Annotated in this window: 26 protein-coding genes; 18 read left to right on the forward strand and 8 right to left on the reverse strand. The window is 62.4% G+C overall.

The window, feature by feature from the left end; translation table 11 throughout:
- The first annotated feature begins 111 nt into the window (after positions 1-111).
- The 10 genes from ACREC7_RS05910 to ACREC7_RS05955 all read left to right on the forward strand — a co-directional run bounded on the left by ACREC7_RS05910 (position 112) and on the right by ACREC7_RS05955 (position 9,333).
- Positions 112-816 (forward strand): carboxypeptidase regulatory-like domain-containing protein, encoded by a 705-nt coding sequence (locus tag ACREC7_RS05910; RefSeq protein WP_431554786.1) that lies wholly within the window; start codon positions 112-114, stop codon positions 814-816.
- Positions 817-922: 106 nt separating this feature from the next.
- Entirely contained in the window at positions 923-2,068 is a 1,146-nt protein-coding gene (locus tag ACREC7_RS05915; RefSeq protein WP_431554761.1) for a metallophosphoesterase family protein, read from the forward strand.
- Between the two features lie 14 nt (positions 2,069-2,082).
- Positions 2,083-2,547: a c-type cytochrome gene (locus ACREC7_RS05920; RefSeq protein WP_431554762.1), complete on the forward strand. Its 465-nt coding sequence runs from the start codon at positions 2,083-2,085 to the stop codon at positions 2,545-2,547.
- A 71-nt stretch (positions 2,548-2,618) separates the two neighbouring features.
- Complete coding sequence (locus tag ACREC7_RS05925; RefSeq protein ID WP_431554763.1) at positions 2,619-4,058, forward strand: cbb3-type cytochrome c oxidase subunit I; 1,440 nt, start codon at positions 2,619-2,621, stop codon at positions 4,056-4,058.
- Positions 4,058-5,722 (forward strand): cbb3-type cytochrome c oxidase subunit II, encoded by a 1,665-nt coding sequence (locus ACREC7_RS05930; RefSeq protein ID WP_431554764.1) that lies wholly within the window; start codon positions 4,058-4,060, stop codon positions 5,720-5,722. Before ACREC7_RS05925 ends, ACREC7_RS05930 begins: the two co-directional genes overlap by 1 nt.
- A 3-nt stretch (positions 5,723-5,725) precedes the next feature.
- Positions 5,726-5,923, forward strand: coding sequence for a cbb3-type cytochrome oxidase assembly protein (locus tag ACREC7_RS05935; RefSeq protein WP_431554765.1), 198 nt, complete (start codon positions 5,726-5,728; stop codon positions 5,921-5,923).
- Positions 5,916-6,098, forward strand: a complete 183-nt coding sequence (locus ACREC7_RS05940; RefSeq protein WP_431554766.1) for a hypothetical protein — start codon at positions 5,916-5,918, stop codon at positions 6,096-6,098. The genes ACREC7_RS05935 and ACREC7_RS05940 overlap by 8 nt, the downstream gene beginning before the upstream one ends.
- Positions 6,099-6,244: 146 nt before the next feature.
- Positions 6,245-6,367 (forward strand): hypothetical protein, encoded by a 123-nt coding sequence (locus ACREC7_RS05945; RefSeq protein WP_431554767.1) that lies wholly within the window; start codon positions 6,245-6,247, stop codon positions 6,365-6,367.
- A 57-nt stretch (positions 6,368-6,424) separates the two neighbouring features.
- Positions 6,425-7,150 (forward strand): sulfite exporter TauE/SafE family protein, encoded by a 726-nt coding sequence (locus ACREC7_RS05950; RefSeq protein WP_431554768.1) that lies wholly within the window; start codon positions 6,425-6,427, stop codon positions 7,148-7,150.
- On the forward strand, positions 7,147-9,333 hold the full coding sequence (locus ACREC7_RS05955; protein ID WP_431554769.1) for a heavy metal translocating P-type ATPase: 2,187 nt from the start codon (positions 7,147-7,149) through the stop codon (positions 9,331-9,333). Before ACREC7_RS05950 ends, ACREC7_RS05955 begins: the two co-directional genes overlap by 4 nt.
- A gap of 12 nt (positions 9,334-9,345) precedes the next feature.
- Here the strand turns inward: ACREC7_RS05955 and ACREC7_RS05960 are convergent, their stop codons facing one another.
- From ACREC7_RS05960 to ACREC7_RS05985, 6 genes are all read right to left on the reverse strand, one after another.
- The gene (locus tag ACREC7_RS05960) at positions 9,346-10,614 is read right to left on the reverse strand and encodes an FAD-dependent oxidoreductase (protein ID WP_431554770.1); all 1,269 of its coding nucleotides are present in this window, start codon (positions 10,612-10,614) and stop codon (positions 9,346-9,348) included.
- Complete coding sequence (locus tag ACREC7_RS05965; RefSeq protein WP_431554771.1) at positions 10,611-10,940, reverse strand: c-type cytochrome; 330 nt, start codon at positions 10,938-10,940, stop codon at positions 10,611-10,613. Before ACREC7_RS05965 ends, ACREC7_RS05960 begins: the two co-directional genes overlap by 4 nt.
- 74 nt (positions 10,941-11,014) lie before the next feature.
- A complete protein-coding gene (soxZ, locus tag ACREC7_RS05970; protein WP_431554772.1) occupies positions 11,015-11,341 on the reverse strand; it encodes a thiosulfate oxidation carrier complex protein SoxZ in 327 nt (108 codons plus the stop codon).
- 21 nt (positions 11,342-11,362) lie between these two features.
- Complete coding sequence (locus tag ACREC7_RS05975; RefSeq protein ID WP_431554773.1) at positions 11,363-11,824, reverse strand: thiosulfate oxidation carrier protein SoxY; 462 nt, start codon at positions 11,822-11,824, stop codon at positions 11,363-11,365.
- Between the two features lie 342 nt (positions 11,825-12,166).
- The gene (locus ACREC7_RS05980) at positions 12,167-12,763 is read right to left on the reverse strand and encodes a hypothetical protein (protein WP_431554774.1); all 597 of its coding nucleotides are present in this window, start codon (positions 12,761-12,763) and stop codon (positions 12,167-12,169) included.
- Between the two features lie 20 nt (positions 12,764-12,783).
- Positions 12,784-13,773, reverse strand: a complete 990-nt coding sequence (locus tag ACREC7_RS05985) for a 3-hydroxyacyl-CoA dehydrogenase (RefSeq protein WP_431554775.1) — start codon at positions 13,771-13,773, stop codon at positions 12,784-12,786.
- A 247-nt stretch (positions 13,774-14,020) separates the two neighbouring features.
- On the opposite strand from ACREC7_RS05985, the gene ACREC7_RS05990 reads away from it, so the two are divergent.
- On the forward strand, positions 14,021-14,431 hold the full coding sequence (locus tag ACREC7_RS05990; protein WP_431554776.1) for a hypothetical protein: 411 nt from the start codon (positions 14,021-14,023) through the stop codon (positions 14,429-14,431).
- Positions 14,432-14,454: 23 nt separating this feature from the next.
- Positions 14,455-14,763 carry a hypothetical protein gene (locus ACREC7_RS05995; RefSeq protein ID WP_431554777.1) on the forward strand — a complete coding sequence of 103 codons (309 nt, stop codon included), beginning with the start codon at positions 14,455-14,457 and terminating at the stop codon, positions 14,761-14,763.
- Between the two features lie 16 nt (positions 14,764-14,779).
- On the opposite strand, the gene ACREC7_RS06000 is transcribed toward ACREC7_RS05995, so the two are convergent.
- Positions 14,780-15,640 carry an EamA family transporter gene (locus tag ACREC7_RS06000; protein ID WP_431554778.1) on the reverse strand — a complete coding sequence of 287 codons (861 nt, stop codon included), beginning with the start codon at positions 15,638-15,640 and terminating at the stop codon, positions 14,780-14,782.
- A 9-nt stretch (positions 15,641-15,649) separates the two neighbouring features.
- Complete coding sequence (locus tag ACREC7_RS06005; protein WP_431554779.1) at positions 15,650-16,378, reverse strand: FadR/GntR family transcriptional regulator; 729 nt, start codon at positions 16,376-16,378, stop codon at positions 15,650-15,652.
- A 139-nt stretch (positions 16,379-16,517) separates the two neighbouring features.
- Here ACREC7_RS06005 and ACREC7_RS06010 point away from each other — a divergent pair, with 139 nt between their 5' ends.
- The 6 genes from ACREC7_RS06010 to ACREC7_RS06035 all read left to right on the forward strand — a co-directional run.
- Positions 16,518-17,882, forward strand: a complete 1,365-nt coding sequence (locus ACREC7_RS06010; RefSeq protein ID WP_431554780.1) for an NAD(P)/FAD-dependent oxidoreductase — start codon at positions 16,518-16,520, stop codon at positions 17,880-17,882.
- A 48-nt stretch (positions 17,883-17,930) separates the two neighbouring features.
- On the forward strand, positions 17,931-19,424 hold the full coding sequence (locus ACREC7_RS06015) for a glutamine synthetase family protein (RefSeq protein WP_431554781.1): 1,494 nt from the start codon (positions 17,931-17,933) through the stop codon (positions 19,422-19,424).
- Between the two features lie 27 nt (positions 19,425-19,451).
- A complete protein-coding gene (locus ACREC7_RS06020) occupies positions 19,452-20,393 on the forward strand; it encodes a hypothetical protein (RefSeq protein ID WP_431554782.1) in 942 nt (313 codons plus the stop codon).
- Entirely contained in the window at positions 20,381-21,253 is an 873-nt protein-coding gene (locus ACREC7_RS06025) for a hypothetical protein (protein ID WP_431554783.1), read from the forward strand. Before ACREC7_RS06020 ends, ACREC7_RS06025 begins: the two co-directional genes overlap by 13 nt.
- Positions 21,253-22,626, forward strand: a complete 1,374-nt coding sequence (locus ACREC7_RS06030) for an FMN-binding glutamate synthase family protein (protein ID WP_431554784.1) — start codon at positions 21,253-21,255, stop codon at positions 22,624-22,626. The genes ACREC7_RS06025 and ACREC7_RS06030 overlap by 1 nt, the downstream gene beginning before the upstream one ends.
- 14 nt (positions 22,627-22,640) lie before the next feature.
- Positions 22,641-22,922 (forward strand): hypothetical protein (locus ACREC7_RS06035; RefSeq protein ID WP_431554785.1); only part of this gene is annotated, 282 nt, incomplete at its 3' end.

The raw sequence follows: 22,922 nt of genomic DNA on the forward strand, positions 1-22,922 counted from the left end.
GATCAGCATGACTGATTGGACTTCATTTCGAATTGGACGAATTCTAATTTTCGAGATTGCCGTGTTCTCCGGACGTAATGGAGAGGGGTTGCTGTGGCCGCCACGCTCAGGATTTTGTCCGGTCTGCTGACGGTCATCGCAACTGCGATCCTAACTTTCCCCGCGCATGCATACGACGTCGCTGCCGTCACCGGCGGCGGGACGATCGAGGGAACAGTCGTCTATCGCGGCGACGTGCCCACCAAGAAGATCATCCCCACCAAGGACACGGCGACCTGCGGAGGCGTGCGCGAGGAGCCGCTGATCAGGGTTAGTGCCGACAAGGCCGTCGAGAGCGCGGTCGTGTATCTCGCCGACGTTGCCTCGGGAAAGGCGTGGCCTGAACCTGGCAAGAAGCCTGTGCTCAACAACCACAATTGCCGCTTCGAACCCGAAGTTCAGGTCATCCCTGCCGGCCCCCTGGACGTCCTCAACAGCGACCCTGTCCTCCACAACACGCATGGCTATTACGGCAAGCGCACCGCCTTCAACATGGCGCTGCCGAATGAGGGGCAGGTCATTCCCACCGAGTTGAAAAAAGCCGGAACGGTCCGCGTCGACTGCGACGCGCATGGTTGGATGGAGGGTTGGATCTACGTGGTCGACAACCCCTATTACGCGATCACCGGCGCCGACGGCAAATTCACCATCACCGACGTTCCGCCAGGCACCTACAAGCTCGTGGCAGAGCAACCCTTTACCGGGCCGACAGAGATGCCCGTAACCGTGACTGGAGGTCAGGCCACCAAACTGGATATCGAACTCAAGAAACAATAATCGAACGCAAAAACAAAAAGAATAACCGACGCGGCAGAAGCACCGCGTCCGCCTCCATCAGGACCGACGCTTTGTAAACGGTCCCAAGGGGTCAGGAGGAAACGACATGTCTGACGAGCTTGAGCGCCTTCGGCGCGAAATACACGCTGAGCTGCAGAAACCTGGAGTGCGCCCCGACGATTCGGTGCAAATCACCCGACGCACCTTCGTGCACAGATCGCTGATCTTCGGGGCCGCAACCGTCGGCCAGACCTTCGCCTGGTGGCCGCTGATCAACACCATCGATGTCGCTCACGCCGCCGAAGCGCCGTTCAAGTTCGCCTGGATCTCCGACACCCATCTCTACGAGAAGTCTCTCAACACGCGCTTCGTCGACAAAACGGTGCGCGCCGCCAAGGAGGTCCAGGCCATGGACCCGCCGGCCGACTTTCTCATCTTCGGCGGCGACCTGGCGCAGCTCGGCAAGGTCGAGGAGCTCGAGCTTGGGAATGAGATTCTCAAGGAGATCAAGATCCCGAAACACTTCATCCCGGGCGAGCACGACTGGTATCTCGACATGGGCAAGAAGTGGGGCGAGCTGTTCGGCAAGCCCACTTGGACCTTCGACCATAAAGGCGTGCGCTTCATCGGGCTCGACACCGTGAGCCGGGGGCCGGACTACTGGACGGCAAAGAAGATGACCCCGGAGGAGCGCATGGGCCACATGGCGACCCTCGACGGCACCGTCGCCGGCCCGTGGGCCGGGGTGGGCCGCGATCAGCTCGACTGGCTGGAGAAGATTCTCGGCGACTGGGACAAGGGCAAACCCGTCGTCATCTTCACCCACAATCCGCTCTACGAATATTATCCGCCCTGGAACTTCTGGGTGCGCGACTGGCGCGACGTGCATGCGGTGCTGAAGCCTTACACCAAGGTCACCAACATTCACGGGCACGTCCACCAGGTGCTGTACAACGAGATCGGCACCATGCGCTCGATCGGCATGCTGGCGACCTCCTGGCCCTGGCCCTATGCCCCGGAGGGCGTGCCGAAACTCACCAAGCCGATGATCCGGGTCGACCCCGGCGATATGTTTGACGGCGTCGGCTGGGAAAAGATCTCCGTGAACCCCGGCAATCAGGTCGGCGCCGGGGACGTCGAATACGTGATGTGGGGCCGCAAGGAGGTCTTCATCCAATCGGCGGCCGACTACGACAATAGTATTCCCGAGATCCTGCGGGCGCGGATCGCCGACAACATGTATCCGTTTTGAGGGGAGGAATGGCAATGACAACTACATCGACATTCCTTTCGATTGTGCGGCGGTCATGCGTGGTCGGAGCCGTGATCGGGGTCGCCGTTCTGGTCGGACCGGCCAATGCTCACAAGGACCCGGTCACCCGCGAGCAGCTGGACGAATACAACAAGGCGTTCATGGAGATGGTGAACGTAGGCGATCTCCTGTTCCACGGCGATGGGGCGACGGCCAAGAAGATGGGCGTCAACCTGTCCGAAACAGGAATGGCCTGCGCCATGTGCCATCCCATGGGCGCCGACACCCACCCGCATTCGTTCCCGAAGTTCCAGGTGCAGGTGGGCAAGTTCTCAGGGCTGCGCGAGATGATCAACTGGTGCATCGAAAAACCCAACCAGGGGGAGAAGATCGACACCGACTCGGACGCAATGAAGGCCTTGGAAGCTTACATCACTTGGTCGAATACCGGCTCGGTGCTGGTGCCGGGCAAATACTGATCCCTGCCGGGCGAGGAGAAGTTTGTCGGAGACGTTTTAGCGGTCAGGAGTCGCTTTGATGGGGGCGCGCCGTGTCTGAGACGGGGACAGTGCTGCGTGGCAAATTTGCCGGTGTCGACCTCGACGAGCTGGTCGATTGGCCGGTGGTGCGGGTCTGGCTCCTTTGGGGCATGTTCTGGCTCCTGGTCGCACCGTCGGTCGGTGTCTTGCTGTCGGGCCTGTTCAACTACCCGGACTATCTCGGCAGCTCCCTGCAACTGACCTTCGGCAGGCTGCGGCCGGTCCATGTCAACGGCGTCATCTTCGGCGCCTTCTCCTCGCTCTTCATCGGTGAATGTTATTACCTGGTGCCGCGTCTCTGCGGCGTGCGGGTACCATGGCCGCAATGGAGCGTGCCGCTCGCCTGGGTTTGGAACCTGGTCACGGCGGCGGCGCTCATCTCGCTGCCGTTCGGCGAGAACAACGGCCTCGAAGCTGGCGAGTTTCCGTTGTTCGCCAAGATCCCGCTTTGCCTCGCCACGATGGTGGTGACCGTGCAATTCCTAGTCACCATCGGGCGGCGCCTCGAGCCGCCGCTCTACGTCGCGCTCTGGTATCTGATCGGGGCGTTCGTGTGGACGTCGATGAATCTCGTGCTGGGCATCCTCCTGCCCTACATGATCTCGGGCATCAACAGCGCGGCGTTTCACGGCCTCTATATTCACTACATCGTCGGGCTGTGGCTCACGCCTGCGGGCTACGTGCTGATCTACTATTACCTGCCGATCAGCGTACGCAATCCGATCTATGCCCACAAGCTTTCACTCGTCGGCTTCTGGTCGCTTGCCCTGTTCTACCCCTTCGTCGGCATCCACCATTATCTCTATAGCCCGATCGCTGACTGGGCCGAGACCATCGCCATCGTCACCTCCATGCTGTTGATCATTCCGGTGTGGACGGTGCTGGTGAACTTCTTCGGCACGGTGATGGGCCGCTGGGACAGCTTCGGGAGAAACCTCCCGGCGAAGTTTCTGATCATGGGCGCGCTCATGTATCTGGTAGGCTGCTTCCAAGGTTCCACCGAGGCGCTGCGCTCGATCCAGCAGCCCACGCATTTCACCGACTTCGTCATCTCCCACTCGCACCTCACCGTGTTCGGGACCTTCGTGGTGTGGGCGATCGGCGGCCTCGTCTACACCTGGCCCCGGGTGTGCGGGCGCGAGCTGTGGTCGTTCAGGATGGGCAATTGGGCGTTCTGGCTGATCACCGTCGGCATCTCCACCATGGGCCTGGTGCTGACCGCCGGCGGATTGCAGCAAGGCTTCCAATGGATGGCCGGAACCGAATGGCTCGACACCGTGCTCGCCATGCGACCCTATTGGATCGTACGCACCGTCGCCGGCATCAGCATGGATATCGGCATGACGCTTCTCGTCATCGATCTGATGATGACGGCAATCGCCAAGCCTGCCGGAGCGGCTGAGCGGCCTGCCTATGGCTCGGCTCCGGTTCCGGCCGGTGGAGCGGCTTGATGAGCGCGCGGTTCGTCACGCTCGTGGCAGGCGTCGGCTTTTTCTTCCTGGCGCTCATCACCCAGGGCTTCCTGCCGTTTTTCGAGCCCTCGGCGCGCACCGCCAAGGTGACCGCGGTCGTGCGCACCGATCTCGGCCAGCTCAAATGGATGCTCACGCGGGCGACCGACTACACGCCGCTCGAGTACCGGGGCCGCGAGGTCTATCTGCGCGAGGGCTGCTGGTATTGCCATTCGCAATTCGTGCGCCCGGTGACCGGCGAGACGCGGCGCTGGGGGCCGGTGACCGAGTCCGGCGAATACGTCTATGACATTCCGCATCTCTTCGGCACGCGGCGCATCGGACCGGATCTGATGCGGGTCGGGCTCAAATACAGCGATGAATGGCATTATGCCCATTTCTGGAATCCGCGCATGTTGTCGCCGGATTCGGTCATGGCGCCTTACCGGGGCATGTTCGACAGGCCGGGACAGCCGGTCGCCATCGTCGACGATGGATCGGGCAACCGCACGCTGGAAAAGACGCCGATCACCGAGAAGCTGTTCGACTTTTCTAGCAAGGAGCCGATCAGGCTCACGCCGAATTCCGACGGTCTCCTGTTCGTGCCGATGCAGGCTAAGGACAAGGTTCCCATCATCCTGACGCCGCGCGAGGAATACAAAGGCGACACGGTCAAGATCGCCGCCGAGACGCCTGACCTGCAAGCGCTCATCGCTTACGTGCAGAAACTCGGCATGGACCGCGGCAAGTGGCGCGACCTATTCGAGCCTCAGAGTATCGAGGTCACCGATGTCACGATGCCGCGCTCGGAGGAATGGATCGCGCACGGCAAGCAGGTCTATGAGCGGCGCTGTCTCGGCTGCCACGGGGCGAAGGGCGACGGCAATGGACCGGCCGCGACCTTCCTCTATGTCCAGCAACCACGCAATTTCAACAACGCCGTCTTCAAGTTCAGGATGACCAAGGAGCCGGTGCCGACCGACGGCGATCTGCTGCGGACGATCACCCGCGGGGTTCGCGGCACGGCGATGCCGGCCTGGTACAGTCTGCCCCTCGACGATCGCCTCGCCGTCATCCAGTACATCAAATATGTGCTGGCGGTGGACAACTCCGATCCGTCCAAGCCCTATGCCTTCTTCACCGAAGAACCGCCAAGCGCTCCCCTCTATATCGGCAAGCCGCCGGCGCCGACGCAGCAGATGCTCGAGCACGGCAAAGAAGTCTGGGAGCAAGCGAAATGCTGGGAGTGCCACGGCAAGACCGGAAAGGGTGACGGCGAGAAAGCCGCAGGCCTGAAAGACGATGAGGGCTTCACCGTCGTTCCGGCCGACCTCACCAGCGGCCAATTCAAGTCAGGCCCCGCGGTCGAAGATATCTTCCGCACCATTTCGACCGGGTTGAGCGGCACGCCAATGCCTTCCTATCGGGACGCATTTTCCGACGAGGACCGGTGGGCGCTCTCCTACTACATTCTCGCGCTCTCCGCCTATAAGGACCCGCTCACCAAACAGCCGCTGCAGATCTCCGATGCCGATCGCGCGGCGCTCGACGATCTCAACCTCAAGGCAGACACGCCGGAGAGCGCTTATGTGCCGAAGGAGGCCTCGCCGCAAAAGTCCGCGGAGCTCGGCGCCTCAGGACAAGCGGCCGCCAAAGGAGACTGAGCCATGGAGGGTTTCGAGGTCACCGGACCCTATGCAAGCGCGCTGTTCATGAGCCTCGGTGCGCTGTGCGCTTTTATTTGGGGGGTGCTGTCCGGCGCCTTCCACAATGCCGACGAGGCGTCCGTCAGATTCTACGAGATGGAGATGGAAAGTGACGCACACAGCGAACGCGCCGGGCACGCCGAGCAAGAAGATGAGTAAGCCCGAAAACCACGACGACGATTTGGAGGACTATGGCGGCGGCTCGATCGAGGCGCGCCACGGCTATATTCCGATATGGCTGCTGGTCGTCTATTTCGTGCTTTTCGCTTGGGGCCTTTACTACACCTACCATTATTGGGGCGGCCTCGGGCCGGGACGGATTCCCGGAAGCTGAACGCCGAGGACCCATCGAGTCGAAAAGGGGAGTTGAGATGGCAGCAAGGATCATTTTGGGTGTCGCGGTCTTGAACCTGGTCCTATTGTTGTCGGCGCTCGCCATGAATGTCGCCCGGGTCTATTTGGGCTGAGCAGGAGTGCTGCATGCTTCCGCACACGATTTTCTCGTTCGCAAATACCAGTCCGGAACAGGCGATCGCCTTTATCGGCTTCGTCATCGCGACCATCGCCTTCTTCATTTGGGTCGCTTACCTCGTGCGCTGGTAGCGGCGCGCGGCAACGCCTTCGGTTAAGCGGGCGAGAACTGGGCAGGACGATCTGCCGGTGACCTACTATTTGGTGATATTCGGAGCAGGCTTCGCCGGCAGCTTCCACTGCGTCGGGATGTGCGGTGGCTTTGCGTGCGCGCTCGGCCGCGATCCGCGAGGACGCGTGGCGACCGCCGAGCGCCATCTGCTCTACAATGTAGGGCGGCTCACCACCTACTGTTTCCTCGGCGTGATCGCCGGCACCCTGGGCGAGGTGTGGTGCACCTCGCAAGGATTGAAAATCCCGGTGCTGAACGGTCCGCTCGACTTGGCCCAGCGATTTCTCGCGATTGCCGCCGGGCTCCTGATGATTGTCGTGGCGCTGCAGTTCTTTGGCCTACTCCAGGGCCTTCACCGCACGGCCATCGGCTATGGCGGCAGCGCGCTGGCTCAGTCCTTGCGCAATCTGCAGAAGTCGCAAAGTCCCGCCGCGCCGGTTGCTTTCGGCGTGTTCAACGGCTTCCTCCCTTGTCCTCTGGTCTATGCCTTCGCCGCCCAGGCGGCGAGCACCGCCGGAGCCTTGTCCGGCCTGCTGGTCATGCTGTCGTTCGGACTGGGAACCTTTCCCGCCATGCTGATGATGGGCGGCGTCGGCCAGGTGCTCGCGCCGGTCTGGCGACAACGCGGCGTGTGGCTCGCCGGCAGCTTCATCCTTCTGCTCGGCCTGATCACGCTCGGCCGCGGCGTCATGCCGCTTGCCGCCCATGTCGGACATGCTTGGGCGATAGGACCTTCCAGATGAGCGGGCGCGGCGATCATTTGTGCAGCCATTGTTTGCTGCCGCTTGGCTTGCGCCCGATGCAGCGCAAGGTGAGCGGCGAGGATCGCGCGTTCTGCTGCTACGGCTGCTGCATCGCCTTTCAGGTGAAGCACGGCCAGAGCGAGGAGTGGGAGGCTGCCCGGTTGTTGATCCGCATCGGCGTCGGCGCCTTCCTCACCATGAACATCATGCTGATCAGTCTCCTGCTCTATGCCGGGACCTTCAGCGGCGCCGATGCGTGGCTCGTGCCTTGGATTCACCTGCTGTTGTGGATTTTCGCCACGCCGGCGCTGATCATTCTCGGCGAGCCCTATCTCCGCGACGCCTGGGCTCACGCCGTGGAGGGGCGGTTGACCGCCTCGGCGCTCGTCGTCATCGGCGTCGGCGCCGCCTACGCCTATTCCGTTTTCGCCACCATCGAGCAGAGCGACCAGGTCTATTTCGACACCGCCACCATGGTGCTCATGCTGTTCACCGTCGGCAGCTATATCGAGGCGGCTGCCCGTGCCAAGGCAGCGCGCGACCTCGAACCTCTGTTGGAAGCCGAAAGCGAATGCGCAACCGTTGTCGCTGACGGGATCGAGACACGCCGTCCGGCGCGGGACATCGCCGCCGGCATGAGGGTGCTGGTGCGGCCAGGCGAACGCGTGCCGATTGACGGCGTAGTGGTGGAGGGCTCGTCCCACACCGATGAGGCGGTAATCACCGGGGAGAGCCGCCAGATTGCCAAGCGGGTTGGCTCCGCGGCGATCGCCGGCAGCATGAATCTCGACGGACCGCTGCTGATCGAAAGCAGCGGCGCGGGCTCCGCGACCCGCTGGGCGCAGATTTGCAGGTCGGTGCGCGAGGCGCTCTCCCGCCGAGGCCCGACACAGCGCATTGCCGACCGCGTGGTCGGCGTCTCGGTGCCTTTCGTTCTCATCCTCGGCGCTCTGACCGTCGCTTACTGGGCGCAATCGATTCCGTTCGACAGGGCGCTGTTGGTTGGGCTTGCGGTGCTGGTGGTTGCCTGCCCTTGCGCGATCGGCCTCGCCGCGCCGCTCGCCACCTCGCTCGGCATCGCGCGGCTGTCGCGCCGCGGCTGCCTGGTGCGCGATCCGGGTGCGCTCGAGGCTCTCGCCCGCACGCGGTTCGTCGCCTTCGACAAGACCGGCACGCTGACGTCGGGCAGGCCGCGCATCGCCGGCGTTGACTGCGATGGGGTAGGGCCCGCCGAGGTGCTGTCCAGGGCGGCGGGGCTTGAACGCCATTCCGAGCACGGGCTCGCCCGCGCCATCACTTTGGCGGCCGCGGCGCGGAGCCTTAAACCGGTTGCAACCTCGGACGTGCGCGCCATGCCCGGCCGCGGCATTCGCGGGCGTGCCGGCGACGAGTTGATCGCCGCCGGAAACGGCGCCCTGATGAGCGACCTTGGCTGGTCGCTGCCGCCGGACCTGGCCAAACGCGCTTGGCTGCTGGAAGCGAGCGGTCATTCGGTGATCTATGTCGGCTGGGGCGGGATGGTCCATGCCGCACTGTCGCTCGACGACACGCCGCTTCCCGAAGCGCGTTCGACCGTCGAAGAACTGCGCAGCCTCGGACTGCATGTTGCGCTGCTCTCAGGCGACATCGCACCGGCGGCGCGGCGGGTCGCAGACGCGGTCGGCATCGACGAAATGCAAGCCGGCCTGCTGCCCGAGGCAAAGCGAGCTGCGCTCGAGAAGTATCGGCGCAGCTACCAGATCGTGGCGATGGTGGGCGACGGTCTCAACGATGGGCCGGTTCTGGCCGACGCCGATATCGGCATCGCCGTGGGCTCGGCCACCGACCTCGCGCGCGAGACGGCGTCCGTCGTGCTGCCCAAGGATGGTCTTGCGATGCTGCCCTGGGTTATCGGCGTCGCCCGCGCAGTGCGGAAGACGGTCGTCACCAATCTGATCTGGGCGTTTGGCTACAACCTCGTGGCCCTTACGCTCGCCGCACTCGGCATCCTGCAGCCGGTGCTGGCGGCCGCAATCATGGCGAGCTCGAGCCTGCTGTTGGTGGTCAATTCCCTACGGCTGTCTCGGCTGCCCGATCCCCCTCCGTTACCAAGCCTCGAGCGCAGGCCAAGCGCGGAGCCGGAAAGCGTGCGCCGCGGTCTCGGCGTTCCGGCGATGGCTGGTCCCGCGATTGAGCGGGGTTGAACGGCCGTACGATCAGCCGAACACATCGTGAGTGAAGGCGGTGTACCAGCCGTTCGCCGCCTGCACCACCTGCCGGCGCAGCTCGGCGTCCTCGCCGACCTCGCTGATCAGGATCTCGCTGATCTTGATCGCGTCTCCGTTGGGCGCGAGCGCGATGGCATCGCTCACCGCATCGTCGGCGGCGAGAAAGGTGAAGCAGGTGTTGAACAGATGTGGGGCGGAGCGATCTGAGCCGGTGAGGGCAGCGGCGACGGCGAAGGCGCAGATCTTGGCCTGGCTGTTGGCCAAGAAGGCGGATTTCGGCATCTCGCCGGAATTGATGGCATCGCCGACGATGTGGATGCCCGGCTGCAGCTTCGATTCGAAAGTCGTCGGCTCGATGGGACACCAGCCAGACTGACCGGCAAGACCGGCCTGCTGCGCGAGCTCGCCCGCCATTTGCGGCGGGATGAAATTGACGACCGCGGGCTTGAAGGTCTCGGCCTCGGTCTTCACCGACAAATCCTTGACGTCGACCGACTGGACCCCTCCGGTGAATTGGCCGGGCAGCCACTCGATCATTCCGGGATAGTGGCGGGTCCAAGCGTCCTGGAACAGATCCTGCTCGAAGAAACTGTCCTTGGCATCGAGGATCAATATCTTGGACTTCGGCTTGAACTGCTTGAAGTAATAGGCGACCAGGGACGCGCGCTCGTAGGGACCTGGCGGGCAGCGGAACGGATTTGGCGGAGCGGCGATCAGGAAAAGGCCGCCGTCCTCCATGCTCTCGAGTTGCCGCCGCAAGAGCTCGGTCTGCGGTCCGCCGTTCCACGCATGCGGCATGATTTCGGTCGCGGCCTGGTCATAGCCCTCGACGGTGCCGAATTTGAAGGCAATGCCGGGGGCAAGCACCAGCCGGTCGTAGCTGAGCGTGTCGCCGCTCTTGAGAGCGACCGTCTTTCCCGCCGGATCGATCGCCGCCGCGTAATCGTGGATGATTTTGATCCCGTAGTTTTGCGCGAGCGCCTCATAGCTATGCGTCAGCGATTCGAACGAGCGTATCCCGGCGAGATAGAGGCTGCTGAAGAAGCAGGTCGTGTAGCGCGACTTTGGCTCGACCAGCGTCACCTCGATCGTTCCGGCGCTCGCCGCCAAATATTTCGCCACCGTCGCGCCGCCAATGCCGCCGCCGATGACGACGACCCGCGACTTCGCTTGGGCCTTAGATGCGCGTGGCGCGAGTGCCGTGAGGCACGCCGCTCCCGCAAGGCAGCCGAATTGGCGGCGCGTCCAGCACTTCATGGCTGCTCCGATCCCTTTTTTCGTGCCGCGAGATAATGTGCGACCTCGGCGACCTCCTCGTCGGTCAACGAACGCGCGACCACGCCCATGATCTGGCTCTTGCGCTTGTCAGACTTGAATTCGGCCATCATGCCGGTGAGCTTGCTCTCGTCGAGGCCGATGATCGAGGGGATGCCATGGTCAAGTCCGTCGAGGCGGTGGCACGAAGCGCACATCGCAGCGAGTTGAGCGCCACGATTGTTCTCTGCCGCCGGGCTCGAAAAAATAATCAGCGTGATCGGGCCTACTGCAAGCAACAGCGTCACGATCAGGCGTGTACCGTTCACAAGCACGCGCTCGATCGACGCTCCCCGATTGCATGGCGCGCACGTCCTCGCAGGCGCCACTTGCCGCGCCATGGTCAAGCGACCGCGAGTTGGTGTTCCAAACGATACGTGCCCCCGCCATCTTCCTCCCAGATGAACTCGAGCCGCCCGCTCTCCATGGCGACCAGGTAGAATTCGATGAAGGGGTTGGCCGAAACGGCCTCGTGGAGATTGACGCTGAACACCTCTACACCTCCATAGCGGCAAGCGAACCTGTTGATGATCTTGCGCGGGATCACGCGGCCTTGTTTGTCGTGACGCAAGCCGGTCTCCATCTCGTGGCTGATGATGGTCCTGACCTGAAAGACTTCGCCCTTGGTCGCGTCGCTTGGGACGAGCACGCGTGGGGTTGGGGTGGTCACTGTCGGCCTCCCTTGGACGCGTCAGATGCAGCCATTGGTCGCCACGTCGACATAGGTCTTGGCCATCAGCAGCGTGCCGTCGCCCATCTCGGCAACGGCGACGACGAATTGCGGTTTGGCGAGACGGATACGCGTCGACACGCGGGGGACGCTGCGCTGCGGGACGAAGTTGAAACTGGCGACGTCGATGAGCGGATTCTGCGGCGCGAAAACTTGGATGCGCTTCACGTGATCGTCGTCAGTCATGGGGCTGTCGACTTTGAGCTCCATGGGCACGGTGTAGCCGGTGGGGAAGGTCGCCGGCATGATCAGGTGCAGGCGTTCCGACTCCGTTGCCGCCCGCCCTATGTGCTTCACGACGAACTCGGCCGTTTCATCTTTTTCGGCCTTTTCGGCGGCACTTCCCGGCGAAAACAAAGCGTCGGCAAGCGCCGCACAGGCCACCCCGCCGGCCACCAGAATTTCGCGGCGCGTCAAGCCCATTTTCCGGGCCTCCCGAACGGGCATCCAGGCTTTCCCCCGGCGCCCCCAAAACCGCCCTAACACCTTTATTTACAACGACTTCTAGACTACACGGCGGCCCTCTCCGCGTAAAGATTTACGGTGTTTTCGCGGGGGTCGGCGTGTCTTTCCAGAGGCTTGCCAAAGGCGGCGGTGGCCGCTGATTCTCTAGCAGAACCAATGAGTTAACCGCGATCGTCGGCGAACCGACGGTTTGCGTAGCGCGAAATGGCTGTTTTTGGGCCAAGAATCAGCGACTCGGATAGCCTGATTCAGAGTCCAAATCGGCGCGAAGCGGCCGAGCATCCGGTGTGGTCGGGCACCTCAGTCCGTGCCGACATCACCACCCGTAGGCGCGGCAGGATTCGTCGATGCCCAGGATGGGATCGGTTGCCAACTTGACCAGGGGTCGCGCTTCCAAGCGGGTATCACCTGCCGCACCAGCCGCAATCCTGGCAGCACCACAACGAACATCAGCACGCCACCGACCACACCAAAAATCGCAGCACCTGGCTGAGCTGCCAAACGTGCCGAGAAAGCCCATCCAATAAAGCAGGCCTCGAGAACGTAAAGCGGCGTTGAACTGAGCCCCGGATTGGGACGGTAACCCACCGTGTACAGCAGGAGATGAGAGACGATCGTGTCGGACAATCGCGCGCCGATCAAAGCGCCTAACGCAGCGGCAGTCAGGCAGGGGCCAAAGCGGCCTGTTATGCCGACGAACCCTATGGCGAAGAGGATGAGGGTCAGGAGAACGGTGAAGAGCAAGAAGCCCCAATTGTCCGGGACATCGAGACCGGCGATCGCGCCGAAATTGCGCCACAGCGGCGCGCCCACGCCCTTCCACTCTTGGTAGGAATGCAAGGATGTGATGGCAAAGTCGACGACGAGGATTAGAGCAAGTATCGGCGCAGAGTCCATTTCGACCGTCCCTTGCCGCGTCAGCCGCCGAACGGCGCGACATAGGCAATGCCTGTCAGGTTCCCTTGTCCGCTGAGCAGCTCTTTCCTTTCCGATCCGTCGAGCCGGGCCCGGTAAACCGTGCCGCCCAAGTCGGTAAAGAACATTCGGTCCCGCTCGACATCGAGCGAGAGGCCGATACCCTCGTGCAAATCTCGGAGAAGGATTTCCCGAGTCCTTTGACCCTGTGGGTCGGCATCCATGGAAGCGCGACTGATCGAATTGCCCCCTTTCGTATCTCCGCGGTCGGACCAGTAGATCGTTCGGTTTGCGAGATCGAGATCGAGATCGATCGGCTCCGGCAGATCTCTGAAAAGCTCTTCGATGTCGGTTCTATGCGCCGGGCTTTCGCCCTTCGGTAGTTCGAGATTGGCGCGAAAGATCCGGCCCTCATTGGCATCACTGGACCCCTTTTGCGTCCAATAGATGTGGCCGCGATCGACATCGACGGCTATGCCCACGCACCAGTTCATCTCATTTTGGCGATCGGCATCGCCGCGGCCGGTCTCAACAAGGGTTTCGATGTTGGAGCCGTCCAAATTCGCGCGCATCACGCGCATGCCCTCGCGATCAGACCAATAGAGCTTGCCATTCCGCCGGTCGAGCTTGAGCTGCTTGGGCGTGAACGTGGCACCTTCCGGAACGATCGTGGTGATGTTCCCGCCATCGAGGTCGACGCGCTGGATCCACCCATCGTTGAGGTCGGGCCGGCCCATATTGGTCCAATAGATATGTCCGCCTTTGACATCGACCTGGATGCCGTCCGGGATGCTGTTCAATCCGCCGAGGACGATTTGGCGATCGGTTCCGTCGGGATTCACGCTGACGATCTTGCCCCCTAACGGGTTGGTACCGAGGACGGAACCGATGATACCCCCTAGTGGATCAAGGATGGGCCTTAGGATAACCGCCAAGCGGTCGATCTTGAGAAAGAACAGGCGCCCGTCGGCAGTGGCGGATTGTGGTGCCATCGTATTGGCTCCTCAGGTCGCTGTGCTATCGCCAAACTACCGCTTCTATCGTTGCACGAGTCGAGTTTTCGCTGGAGGCAACCTCACAATTAGCCCTGAAGCGGACAGTTAGGAGAGGCGCCGAGCTCACCCTTCCGCGGACATGTCGGCGTGAATTTAATGAAACCGGTAACCTCCCATTAACTGTGCATTCGTAAGGGTAACCCTCTGGATATTAGCAACTTTGGCGCAAGTTCGTTGGCGGACCATGGGCACCAGCAATCCGCACCAATGCATCGAGTCGTTTAAGGATGCGCTCAGGCGTGCCGGGCTTGAGGAACGTCGCGCCGACATCTCACCAGGGGTGATGGCGCACCGCTTGCGGCCGCGTCTTCCAGCAAAACCGAACCAGCTGCCAAGAGTTGCGAGACGCGTCACTGCCTTTGAGCGCGTGCGGCGAAACTTCTCGACGAGCTTCTGGATCCTGATCCTTGCCTTCGCTCTCGGCTTGGCTCCTGCGCTGGCCATCGGCGCCTTCGCCTGGGCAGCGAAATCGAAGGCTGGGTCCGCCTCATCTTGCTCGAGCTGGATGGCGGAGAGCCTCGCGCCTACGGCTCCGGTCGTGGGCAGCGAGCGGCCGCACAACGATGACCTCGACGCCTCTGTAACCGAAACTTAAGCGACCTTGGAGAAGCTGATCCCATGAGTGACGGTCAGGGCGGACTGCCTTCCTACAAGGATCTCGAGAATGCCGTCCTCGACGGAACGGCGGCGATCCATTGTCTCACCCATGAGCGGGATCATTTGCGCAGCCGCGTCGAGCTGCAGGAACGCGAGCTCGTGAGCCTCAGGGCAACCAACGACGATCTCCGCCGCCAACTCATGACCATCGGCGAGAGCTACATGAAATTCGCGGCCTCCTGCATTAGCCAGCTGGAAACCATCAGCCTCGCCATGCAAGGCGTCGAGAATCGGTACAGCGCCCCCGCGGATCGCCGCGCAGCGCTGTAGGGTTTTTGCCGGCTCCTCATAAGCCGGCAAGTCCCGCAACGCCGCCAAAGATCAACACCATTCCGAGAAGCTGTATCGGCGATATCGGCTCTTTGAGGATGGATCGCGCCAGGATCACCGTGACCGTAGCGAAGGCTGAGGAGACGACCGTGGCGAAGGCCGGATCTGGCAGGTTGCCGGCGGCGATGATCGCGGCGAGCGCGGTGACATCAAGTCCGCCCATAAGCCCGAGGAGAGGGAGCCAGCGGGCGGGAAGCGCCGCTCGCGGGCGCCTCACAAAATAGATCCCGCCGATGGTGATCAGCCCAAAAATTCTTATCAGCCAGACGGAAGTAGCCTCGCCGAGTGTGAGGACTGCGGCCTGCCCGCTGGTTTGCGAGATGGCAGAGCCGAGGCTCGCGCAAAAGGCAAGTGCAAGAATGGTCTTGAGCTTTCCTGCCGGGATGTGACCCGAATCCTCGTAAGCGCCGCCGCTCCTTGAAACGATCGCGACCCCTGCCATCACGGTCGCGATCGCGAGCCATTGCACAGCGCTAGGGCGTGCACCTTGGGCCACGGCAAAGATCATGGAGAACGCTGGGTATGATCCTGCGACCGGAGCGACGAGTGATATGGGTCCGAGCGCAAGTGCCGCGAAGAGCGAGAGGGTCGCCAGCGTGAAGAAAATGCCGCTCGCCGCCGGGAGCCAAAGCTGCGGCAAGGAGATGCGGACTGTATCGCCGCTCATGACGAGCCAGCCGGAGATAAAGATGAGGCCAGCGAAGGAAACGACGAGAACCGTGGGGACGGGGCCAACCGCGCGGGCAGGGAAGCGAGCGAGGAAGTCGTTCACGCCCCAGGAGAGCGCTGCGACCAGCCCAAGCAGGACCGAACTCATTGGCGATTGCTAAGGACTGTTCGCCCGCAAGAGATCGTCGCGCGCCTTTTCGAGATGCTCGGTGATCAGCGACTGAGCTGCGATGGCGTCGCGCTCGTTCAGCGCATTGAAGATGCCGCGATGCTGCCGGTTATAGTCGGCGATCACGTCAGCGGTCAGAATCTTCTCCTTCATGGCGTCCCACTGCGCATGCAGGCGGACCTGATTGATCTGGCGATAGACGCTGAGCAGCAGCGGATTGCTCGAGGCTTGCGCGATCATCAGATGGAATTCGCCGTCCCAGCGCGAGAAGGAATCCTTGTCGTCGATCGACGCCTCGGCGCGGAGGAGCACCACCTCCATTTCCTCGAGATTGCGGCGCGTGGCGTGCAGCACGGCAAGGCGCGTGGTGAAGGGCTCGACTGCGAGCCGTGCCTCGACGAGCTGCAATGGGCTGATCTGATCGGCAAGATCGGCGCCGTGCTGGCCTCCGCCGGAACCGACATAGGTGCCGCTGCCGAGCCGCCGCGACACGAGTCCGGCCTTGGCGAGCTGATCGAGTGCACGGCGCACCGTGCTCCGCGCCGCATCGAAGGTGACGGCGAGTTGGCGCTCGGGCGGCAACCGGTCGCCCTCGCTATAGGCTCCGGTTTCGATGGCGCGCCGGAGATAGGCCGAGATGGTGCCGACGCCATGGTCGCGCCTCTCCAAATCCGCCGCCAGGGATTCGCTTGCCGTCTTGATGCGTGGTTCGGTCAATGTGGTTCACCTCTTTGGATAGGCCCACTTTGGGCCCGATCAACAAATTGGTTTACATTGGTTTTGGACCATGCGCAAATGCGCCCGGGAAATCGGCAGCAAATAAGACGTCCTCCGAAGAAGCCGGCGGGTCAGGCGCATGGGTGAAGCAAACAACGGCAAAGTCCCTCAGTCGGTCAAATATGCCATCATCGGCGCCGGGATTCACGGGCTGAGCACCGCTTTTCACCTCGCCCAGATGTTGAAAAAGACCGGCCGAGGCTCCGGAGAGGATATTCTTGTTGTGGATAAAACCGCGGTTGCCGCCGGTGCCTCGGGTATCGCTTGCGGCGTCGTCCGCAACAACTACTTCCAGCCGGCCATGCGCGAGCTCATGGCCCACTCCGTCGACGAGTGGGAAAGCGACGCCGAGACCTACAGCTATCACCCCGTCGGCTACATGCAGATCAGCCCCGAATGCATGCGCGAGGACGTGGCTTCGATCTACCAGCAGCAACGCGCGATCGGCTATGAGTCCGCGTTCATCGAGGGTGCCGCGGCGTCGGAGAGCTATATGAAGGGCCTGTTCGACGATTGGCAGGCAAAAGGCATCACCTCGGTTCTGCACGAGAAGCGCGGCGGCTATGCCAATAACCGGGCAAGCATGCTCGGCCTTGCGGCAAAGGCAAAGAGCGAAGGTGTTTCCATCCTCTCCGGCGTCGAGGTGCAAGGCTTCGAGTTCGGATCGAATAGCCGTGCGGTGACCGGGCTCGACACCAGCCAAGGCCGCATTGCCTGCGAGACGGTGGTGGTGGGAGCGGGGCCCTGGGTGAACGCGATCTGGAACATGCTCGATCTGCCGAAGCGGATCACGGTCAAGGACCTCACCGGCAAGGTGCATCGCGACGTGCCGATGTGGAAATTCTGGTGCCTCGAGGAGGGCACGCTCGCCGTCGATCCGAACATGCACAAGACCAATGACGGGCGCTTTCCCCCCGTGATCCATGTCGATACCGACGCCCCGCTCTATTCGGACCGCGACGGGCGTCTGATCACCGACAGGCTGTGGGGCATCTATTACAAGCCGGATTTCAGCTTTGGCGGCATTCAGGGCGGTGCCTCTCCTTATAAAGTCGAGCAGGATGCCGATAGCGTCGCCGTCGATCCTTACGGCCCAGACTCTCCGGATTTCGTGGTCGGCGAGGATTTCATCGACATGTGGTGCTCGGCGCTCGCGCATTGCCAGAAGCGCTTCGAAGGCCAGATGCCGAACTACAAGACGGAAGAAAAATCCGGTGGCCTCGGTTGCTTCACACCGGACAACTTCCCGGTGTTCGATGTGTTCCGCGAGAATGTCTACGTGATCGCCGACTCAAATCACGGCTACAAGATGCTCGGCGTTGGCAAGCTCGTGGCGCAGGAGATCATGGGCGAGAAGAGCGCGCTTCTGGAGCCGTTCCGCTTTGCGCGCTTCGAGAAGGGGCAATTGCATCCGACCTCGCACAGTCCATTTCCTTGGAGCTGAAGTGAGGGGCGGAGACTTGGCGTTTCTAGTCGCAAGCGGGAGTGGGTCATGGAACACCGCGTCGAGTCGGTAACGGACATCGAGAAATTCGTGGACGCGCCGGGCCGGAAAGAGCTCGTCGCCGAGGTTCGCAAGAAGATCGACGAGCTCGGCATCGAATATCTCTATCTGCAGTTCGTGTCGGTCACCGGCCGCATCATGGGCAAGGGCATCCCGGCCGACCATTGGGAATCGATCGCCAAGAAGGGCTTCCAGCTCGTCTACGGCGCCACCATGAACCTCTTCGTCAACCGGCGTGGCGACTATCTCGGCTACGGGCCTGAGGCAGCGGAACTGGTCGGCATCCCCGAGCCAGAGACCTTCATGCAGCTTCCGTGGGACAAGCGGGTGGCGCGGCTCTGGTGCACGCTGTTCCGCAACCGCGAGGAGCGTGTCCAGCCGGGTGCCTTTCTTACCGCCGACGCCCGCGGCAATCTCCGCCGCATCCACGACCAGTTCCAGAAGGATCACGGCCTGCAGCTGCGCCACGGCACCGAGCCGGAGATGATGTGGCTGAAGAAGGACGAGAGCGGTCAGCCGAACGGCGGCTATTCCAATCCCTATTGCTATCACATCGACCAGTTCGAGAGCCTCAGGCCCGTCTATATGCGGGTCATCGAGTATTGCCGGAAAATGGGCCTCGACATGATCCAGGGCGATCACGAGGATTCACCCGGCCAGCTCGAGCTCAATTTCACTTTCGACGATGCGCTAAGAACCGCGGACCGGCTCGCCACCTACCGGCAGATCTGCGCGCAAGTTGCGCGCGAGTTCGGCATCATCGCCTGCTTCATGTGCAAGCCCTTCATGGGCGTCTCGGCCAATGGCTGCCACCACAACATTTCGCTGTGGCGCGGCGGCAAGGACGAGATGAAGGCGCTCGGCAACGATGCCAAGAAGCTGCCGGGCATGGCGCAGAACTATGTCTATTCCACCGGCGGCGACAATACCTTCATGCCGGATACCGACGACATTCAGCTTCCGGGCAAGGTCGGACTGCATGCGATCGGCGGCATCGTCAAGCATCTCGGCGGACTGACCGCGATCGGCTGCTCCACGGTGAACTCCTATCGCCGGCTGTGGGACACGGGCTTCTGGGCGCCGGTGTTCTCCGATTGGGGCTTCCAGAATCGCACCACGGGCTTGCGGGTCTCGGCGCCAGGCCGGTTCGAATATCGCGCCGTGGACGCCATGGTGAACCCGCATCTGATGGCCGCGGCGCTCATCAAGGCCATGGACGACGGCCTCAAGAACAATCTCGATCCGGGGAAGCCGGAAGAACGCAACATCTATCAGGCCATGGAAGCCGGCAAGCAGGTGAAGAAGCTGCCGATGACGCTCGGCGACGCTCTTGCCGCGCTGGAAAAAGACGACGTCATCCGCTCGGCCATGCCGGGCGAGATGTATCGCCTTTACGACGAGTACAAGCGCGATGAATGGGAGCGCTTCATGGCTACCGTGACTGAATGGGATCTGCGGACCTATATGGATTGCCTGCCGTAGCAGCGGCAGCGTCAAGCTAAGGAGACGATGACAATGTGCGGAATTGCCGGTCTCATTCATCGTGACGGCGCGACGGGCGTCGGCAAGGAAATGACGGCGATGCTGAAGAGCCTGAAGCATCGTGGTCCCGATTCGACGGGCTTCGCCGTCTACGGCACGTCGACCGCCAACGAATATGTCATGCGGCTGAAACTCGCCGAGCAGGAAGATTTGACGAAGGATCACCGCATCCGCGAGAAGATCAGGCAGCGTCGGGCAGAGGTGGACAATCGCCTTGCCGAACTCGGCGCCGAAACCATCGAAGCGGAAGAGCCGACCCCTTATGCCTTCCGCTACCGCCTGCGCTATTCCGGCGACACGCGGCGGCTCGCCACCGAGATCGAGCAGATCGAGGGCGCCGAAGTTCTTTCCTTCGGCAGCGCGCTCGAGCTGATCAAGGATCTCGGCGACGCGACGCGAGTGTCCGAGCAATATGGTCTCGGATCCTTCCGCGGCACGCATGGCATCGGCCACACCCGCATGGCGACGGAGTCCGACGTCGATATTCGCTCGGCGCATCCTTATTGGGCCTATCCCTATGACGACATCGCCGTAGTGCATAACGGCCAGATCACCAATTACTGGATCATGCGCCGCGAGATGGAGCGGCTCGGTCACCGTTTCATGTCGAATTGCGACTCCGAGCTGCTCGCGGTCTACACCGCCAACAATCTCGAGCAGGGGGCGACGCTTGAGGATTCGCTGAAATCCTCGATCAAGGACATCGACGGCGTGTTCACCTATCTCGTCGCCACCGACTCTGAGCTCGGAATGGCCAAGGACACCATGGCCGCCAAGCCGATGGTGCTGTTCGAGAGCGACGAGCTCGTAGCTCTCGCCTCGGAGGAGGTCGCCATCCGCGCCATCGTGCCGCGCGAGATCGACACTTCGGATCCTTACGACGAAGAGGTTCGCGTATGGCAGAGATAGCGCGATCGGAGCTAACCGCGCAGGAGCAGCTCTCCCACGATATGGGGCTGCATAGCGAGAGGCTTAGCGGCCGCTCTCTGCAGGTGTTCTTCGATTTCGACCTCAACGAAGAACCGCAAGGCTTTGGCCTGCCCAATGCCTACGATGTCGACTACAACAAGAGGGCCGAGATCGACGCTTCCAACATGCCGTCGAACACCGTCAATGCGCGCATCCGCGAGCTGATGCAGGACGGCTACGGCACCATCGTCGTCAAGAATCCTGGCGCCAAGCATTCCATCGCCGTCGGGATTCTCAACCGGCTCAACCTGATCATCGAAGGCTCGCTCGGCTATTTCGGCTGTGGCCTGATCGACGGCCCCAATGTGCGCATCTCAGGCCGGGTCGGCTGGTCCTGCGCCGAGAACATGATGAGCGGAACCATTCTGATCGAGAAAAACGCTGGCTCGCAGTTCGGCGCCGCGATCAGAGGCGGCGACCTCGTGTGCAAAGGCGATGTCGGCTCGCGCACCGGGATCGACATGAAGGGCGGAACCATCGTCGTCGGCGGCGCCACCGGGGCCTTCACCGGCTTCATGATGCAGCGCGGGCGCATGGTGATTTGCGGCAATGCCGGCAAGAATCTCGGCGACTCGATGTATGACGGCACCATCTATGTCGGCGGCGAGCCCGCGAGCCTCGGCGTCGACGCGGTGTGGGCCGAGATGACCGATCTCGATCGGAAGTGGCTCGAGCGCAAGCTTCGCCAATATGGCCTGTTGCCCAAGTCCGGCATCGGTCACTTCCGCAAGATCGTCGCCGGCAAGCAGCTGTGGAACTACGATAATCTTGAACCGACCGAGAAGAAGCTGGTGCTGTGATGAAGAAGAACAAAAGCGGCAACGGCGCCAAGGTCCCGGCCGAGGCGAAACGATTCATCCTCGGCAAGAGCCAGATCTTCACGCCGGAGGTCATCAACGACATCCATGTGAAGTCGGAGCTCGGCCGCTACCGCATGCGCGGCTTCTCCCTGTTCAAGAAGATCCCGCATTGGGACGATTTGACGTTTTTGCCGGGCACGCTGACCCGCTTCGTCATCGAGGGCTATCGCGAGAAATGCGATACCAAGACGGTGATCGGTCCCCGAGCCAAGCGGCCGATGACTCTCGACATCCCCGTCTATGTCACCGGCATGAGCTTCGGCGCTCTCTCCTACGAGGCGAAGATCGCGCTCGCCCGCGGCGCCACCATGGCAGGCTCGGCCACCTGCTCGGGCGAAGGAGGCATGATCCCCGACGAGCGGCGCTACTCGATGAAGTGGTTCTACCAGTGCATCCAGTCGCGCTACGGCTTCAATCCGCATCATCTGCGGCTTGCCGACGCCTGCGAATTCTTCATCGGCCAGGGCTGCAAGGTCGGCCTTGGCGGGCATCTGATGGGCCAGAAGGTGACCGATCAGGTAGCCGAGATGCGCTCGCTCCCCGCCGGCATCGATCAGCGCTCTCCGGCGCGCCATCCAGACTGGCTCGGGCCCGACGATCTTGCCCTCAAGATCGAGGAGGTGCGCGAGGCGACCAATTGGGAAATCCCCATCCAGCTCAAGCTCGGCGCCGCGCGGGTCTATGACGACGTGCGCATGGCGGTGAAGTGCGGGCCGGACTCGATCTATATCGACGCCATGGAGGGTGGCACCGGCGCCGGACCGCATATCGCCACCGAGGACACTGGCGTGCCCGGCATCTCCGCTATCCGCCAGGCGCGCCGCGCCATCGACGAGCTCGGCAAGCGCGGCGAGATCAGCCTCGTCTATGCCGGCGGCATCAGGAACGGCGGCGATGTGGCAAAGGCCATGGCGCTCGGCGCCGATGCGGTCGCCATCGGGCATTCGGTGCTGATGGCGCTCAACTGCAACAAGGAGATTCCAGAGTCCGATTTCGAGAACGAGATCGGCGTTCCTGCCGGCTATTGCTATCACTGCCATACCGGACGCTGCCCGGTCGGCGTCGCCACCCAGGATCCTGAGCTGCGCAAGCGGCTCGATCCGGATGAAGCGGCGGAGCGCGTCTACAACTTCCTGCACACGCTCACGCTCGAGGCGCAGATGCTGGCGCGCGCCTGCGGCAAGACGAGCGTGCACAGCCTCGAGCCGGAAGACCTTGCCGCGCTCACCATGGAAGCCTCAGCCATGGCGCAGGTGCCGCTTGCCGGCACCGACTATACCGTCGGCGTGGACAATTATCACAAGATCGGATGAGCGGAGCGGGCACGATGGCCGACAAGAGCAGCAAGAACGGCAAGGGCGGCAAGAAGCCCAAAAACAAGACTGACGTCGACAAATATCTCAAGGACGCCGCCGGTCTCGATACCGCGCGCGAGCAGCAGATTGGCCAGCACATCGGCTATCGCTACGATGTCAATCTCCTGCCCGACTACGAGCGGCTCACGCCTTACCTCAAGGCCTATATGGAGTTCATGGGCTGGGACGACCTCAACTGGCTCGAGGACGTGCATATGGGCTATGAGGCCGGGGAGCCCGCCATCTTCGACCGC

This window comes from Methyloceanibacter sp., from assembly GCF_050728395.1.
GTDB lineage: Bacteria > Pseudomonadota > Alphaproteobacteria > Rhizobiales > Methyloligellaceae > Methyloceanibacter.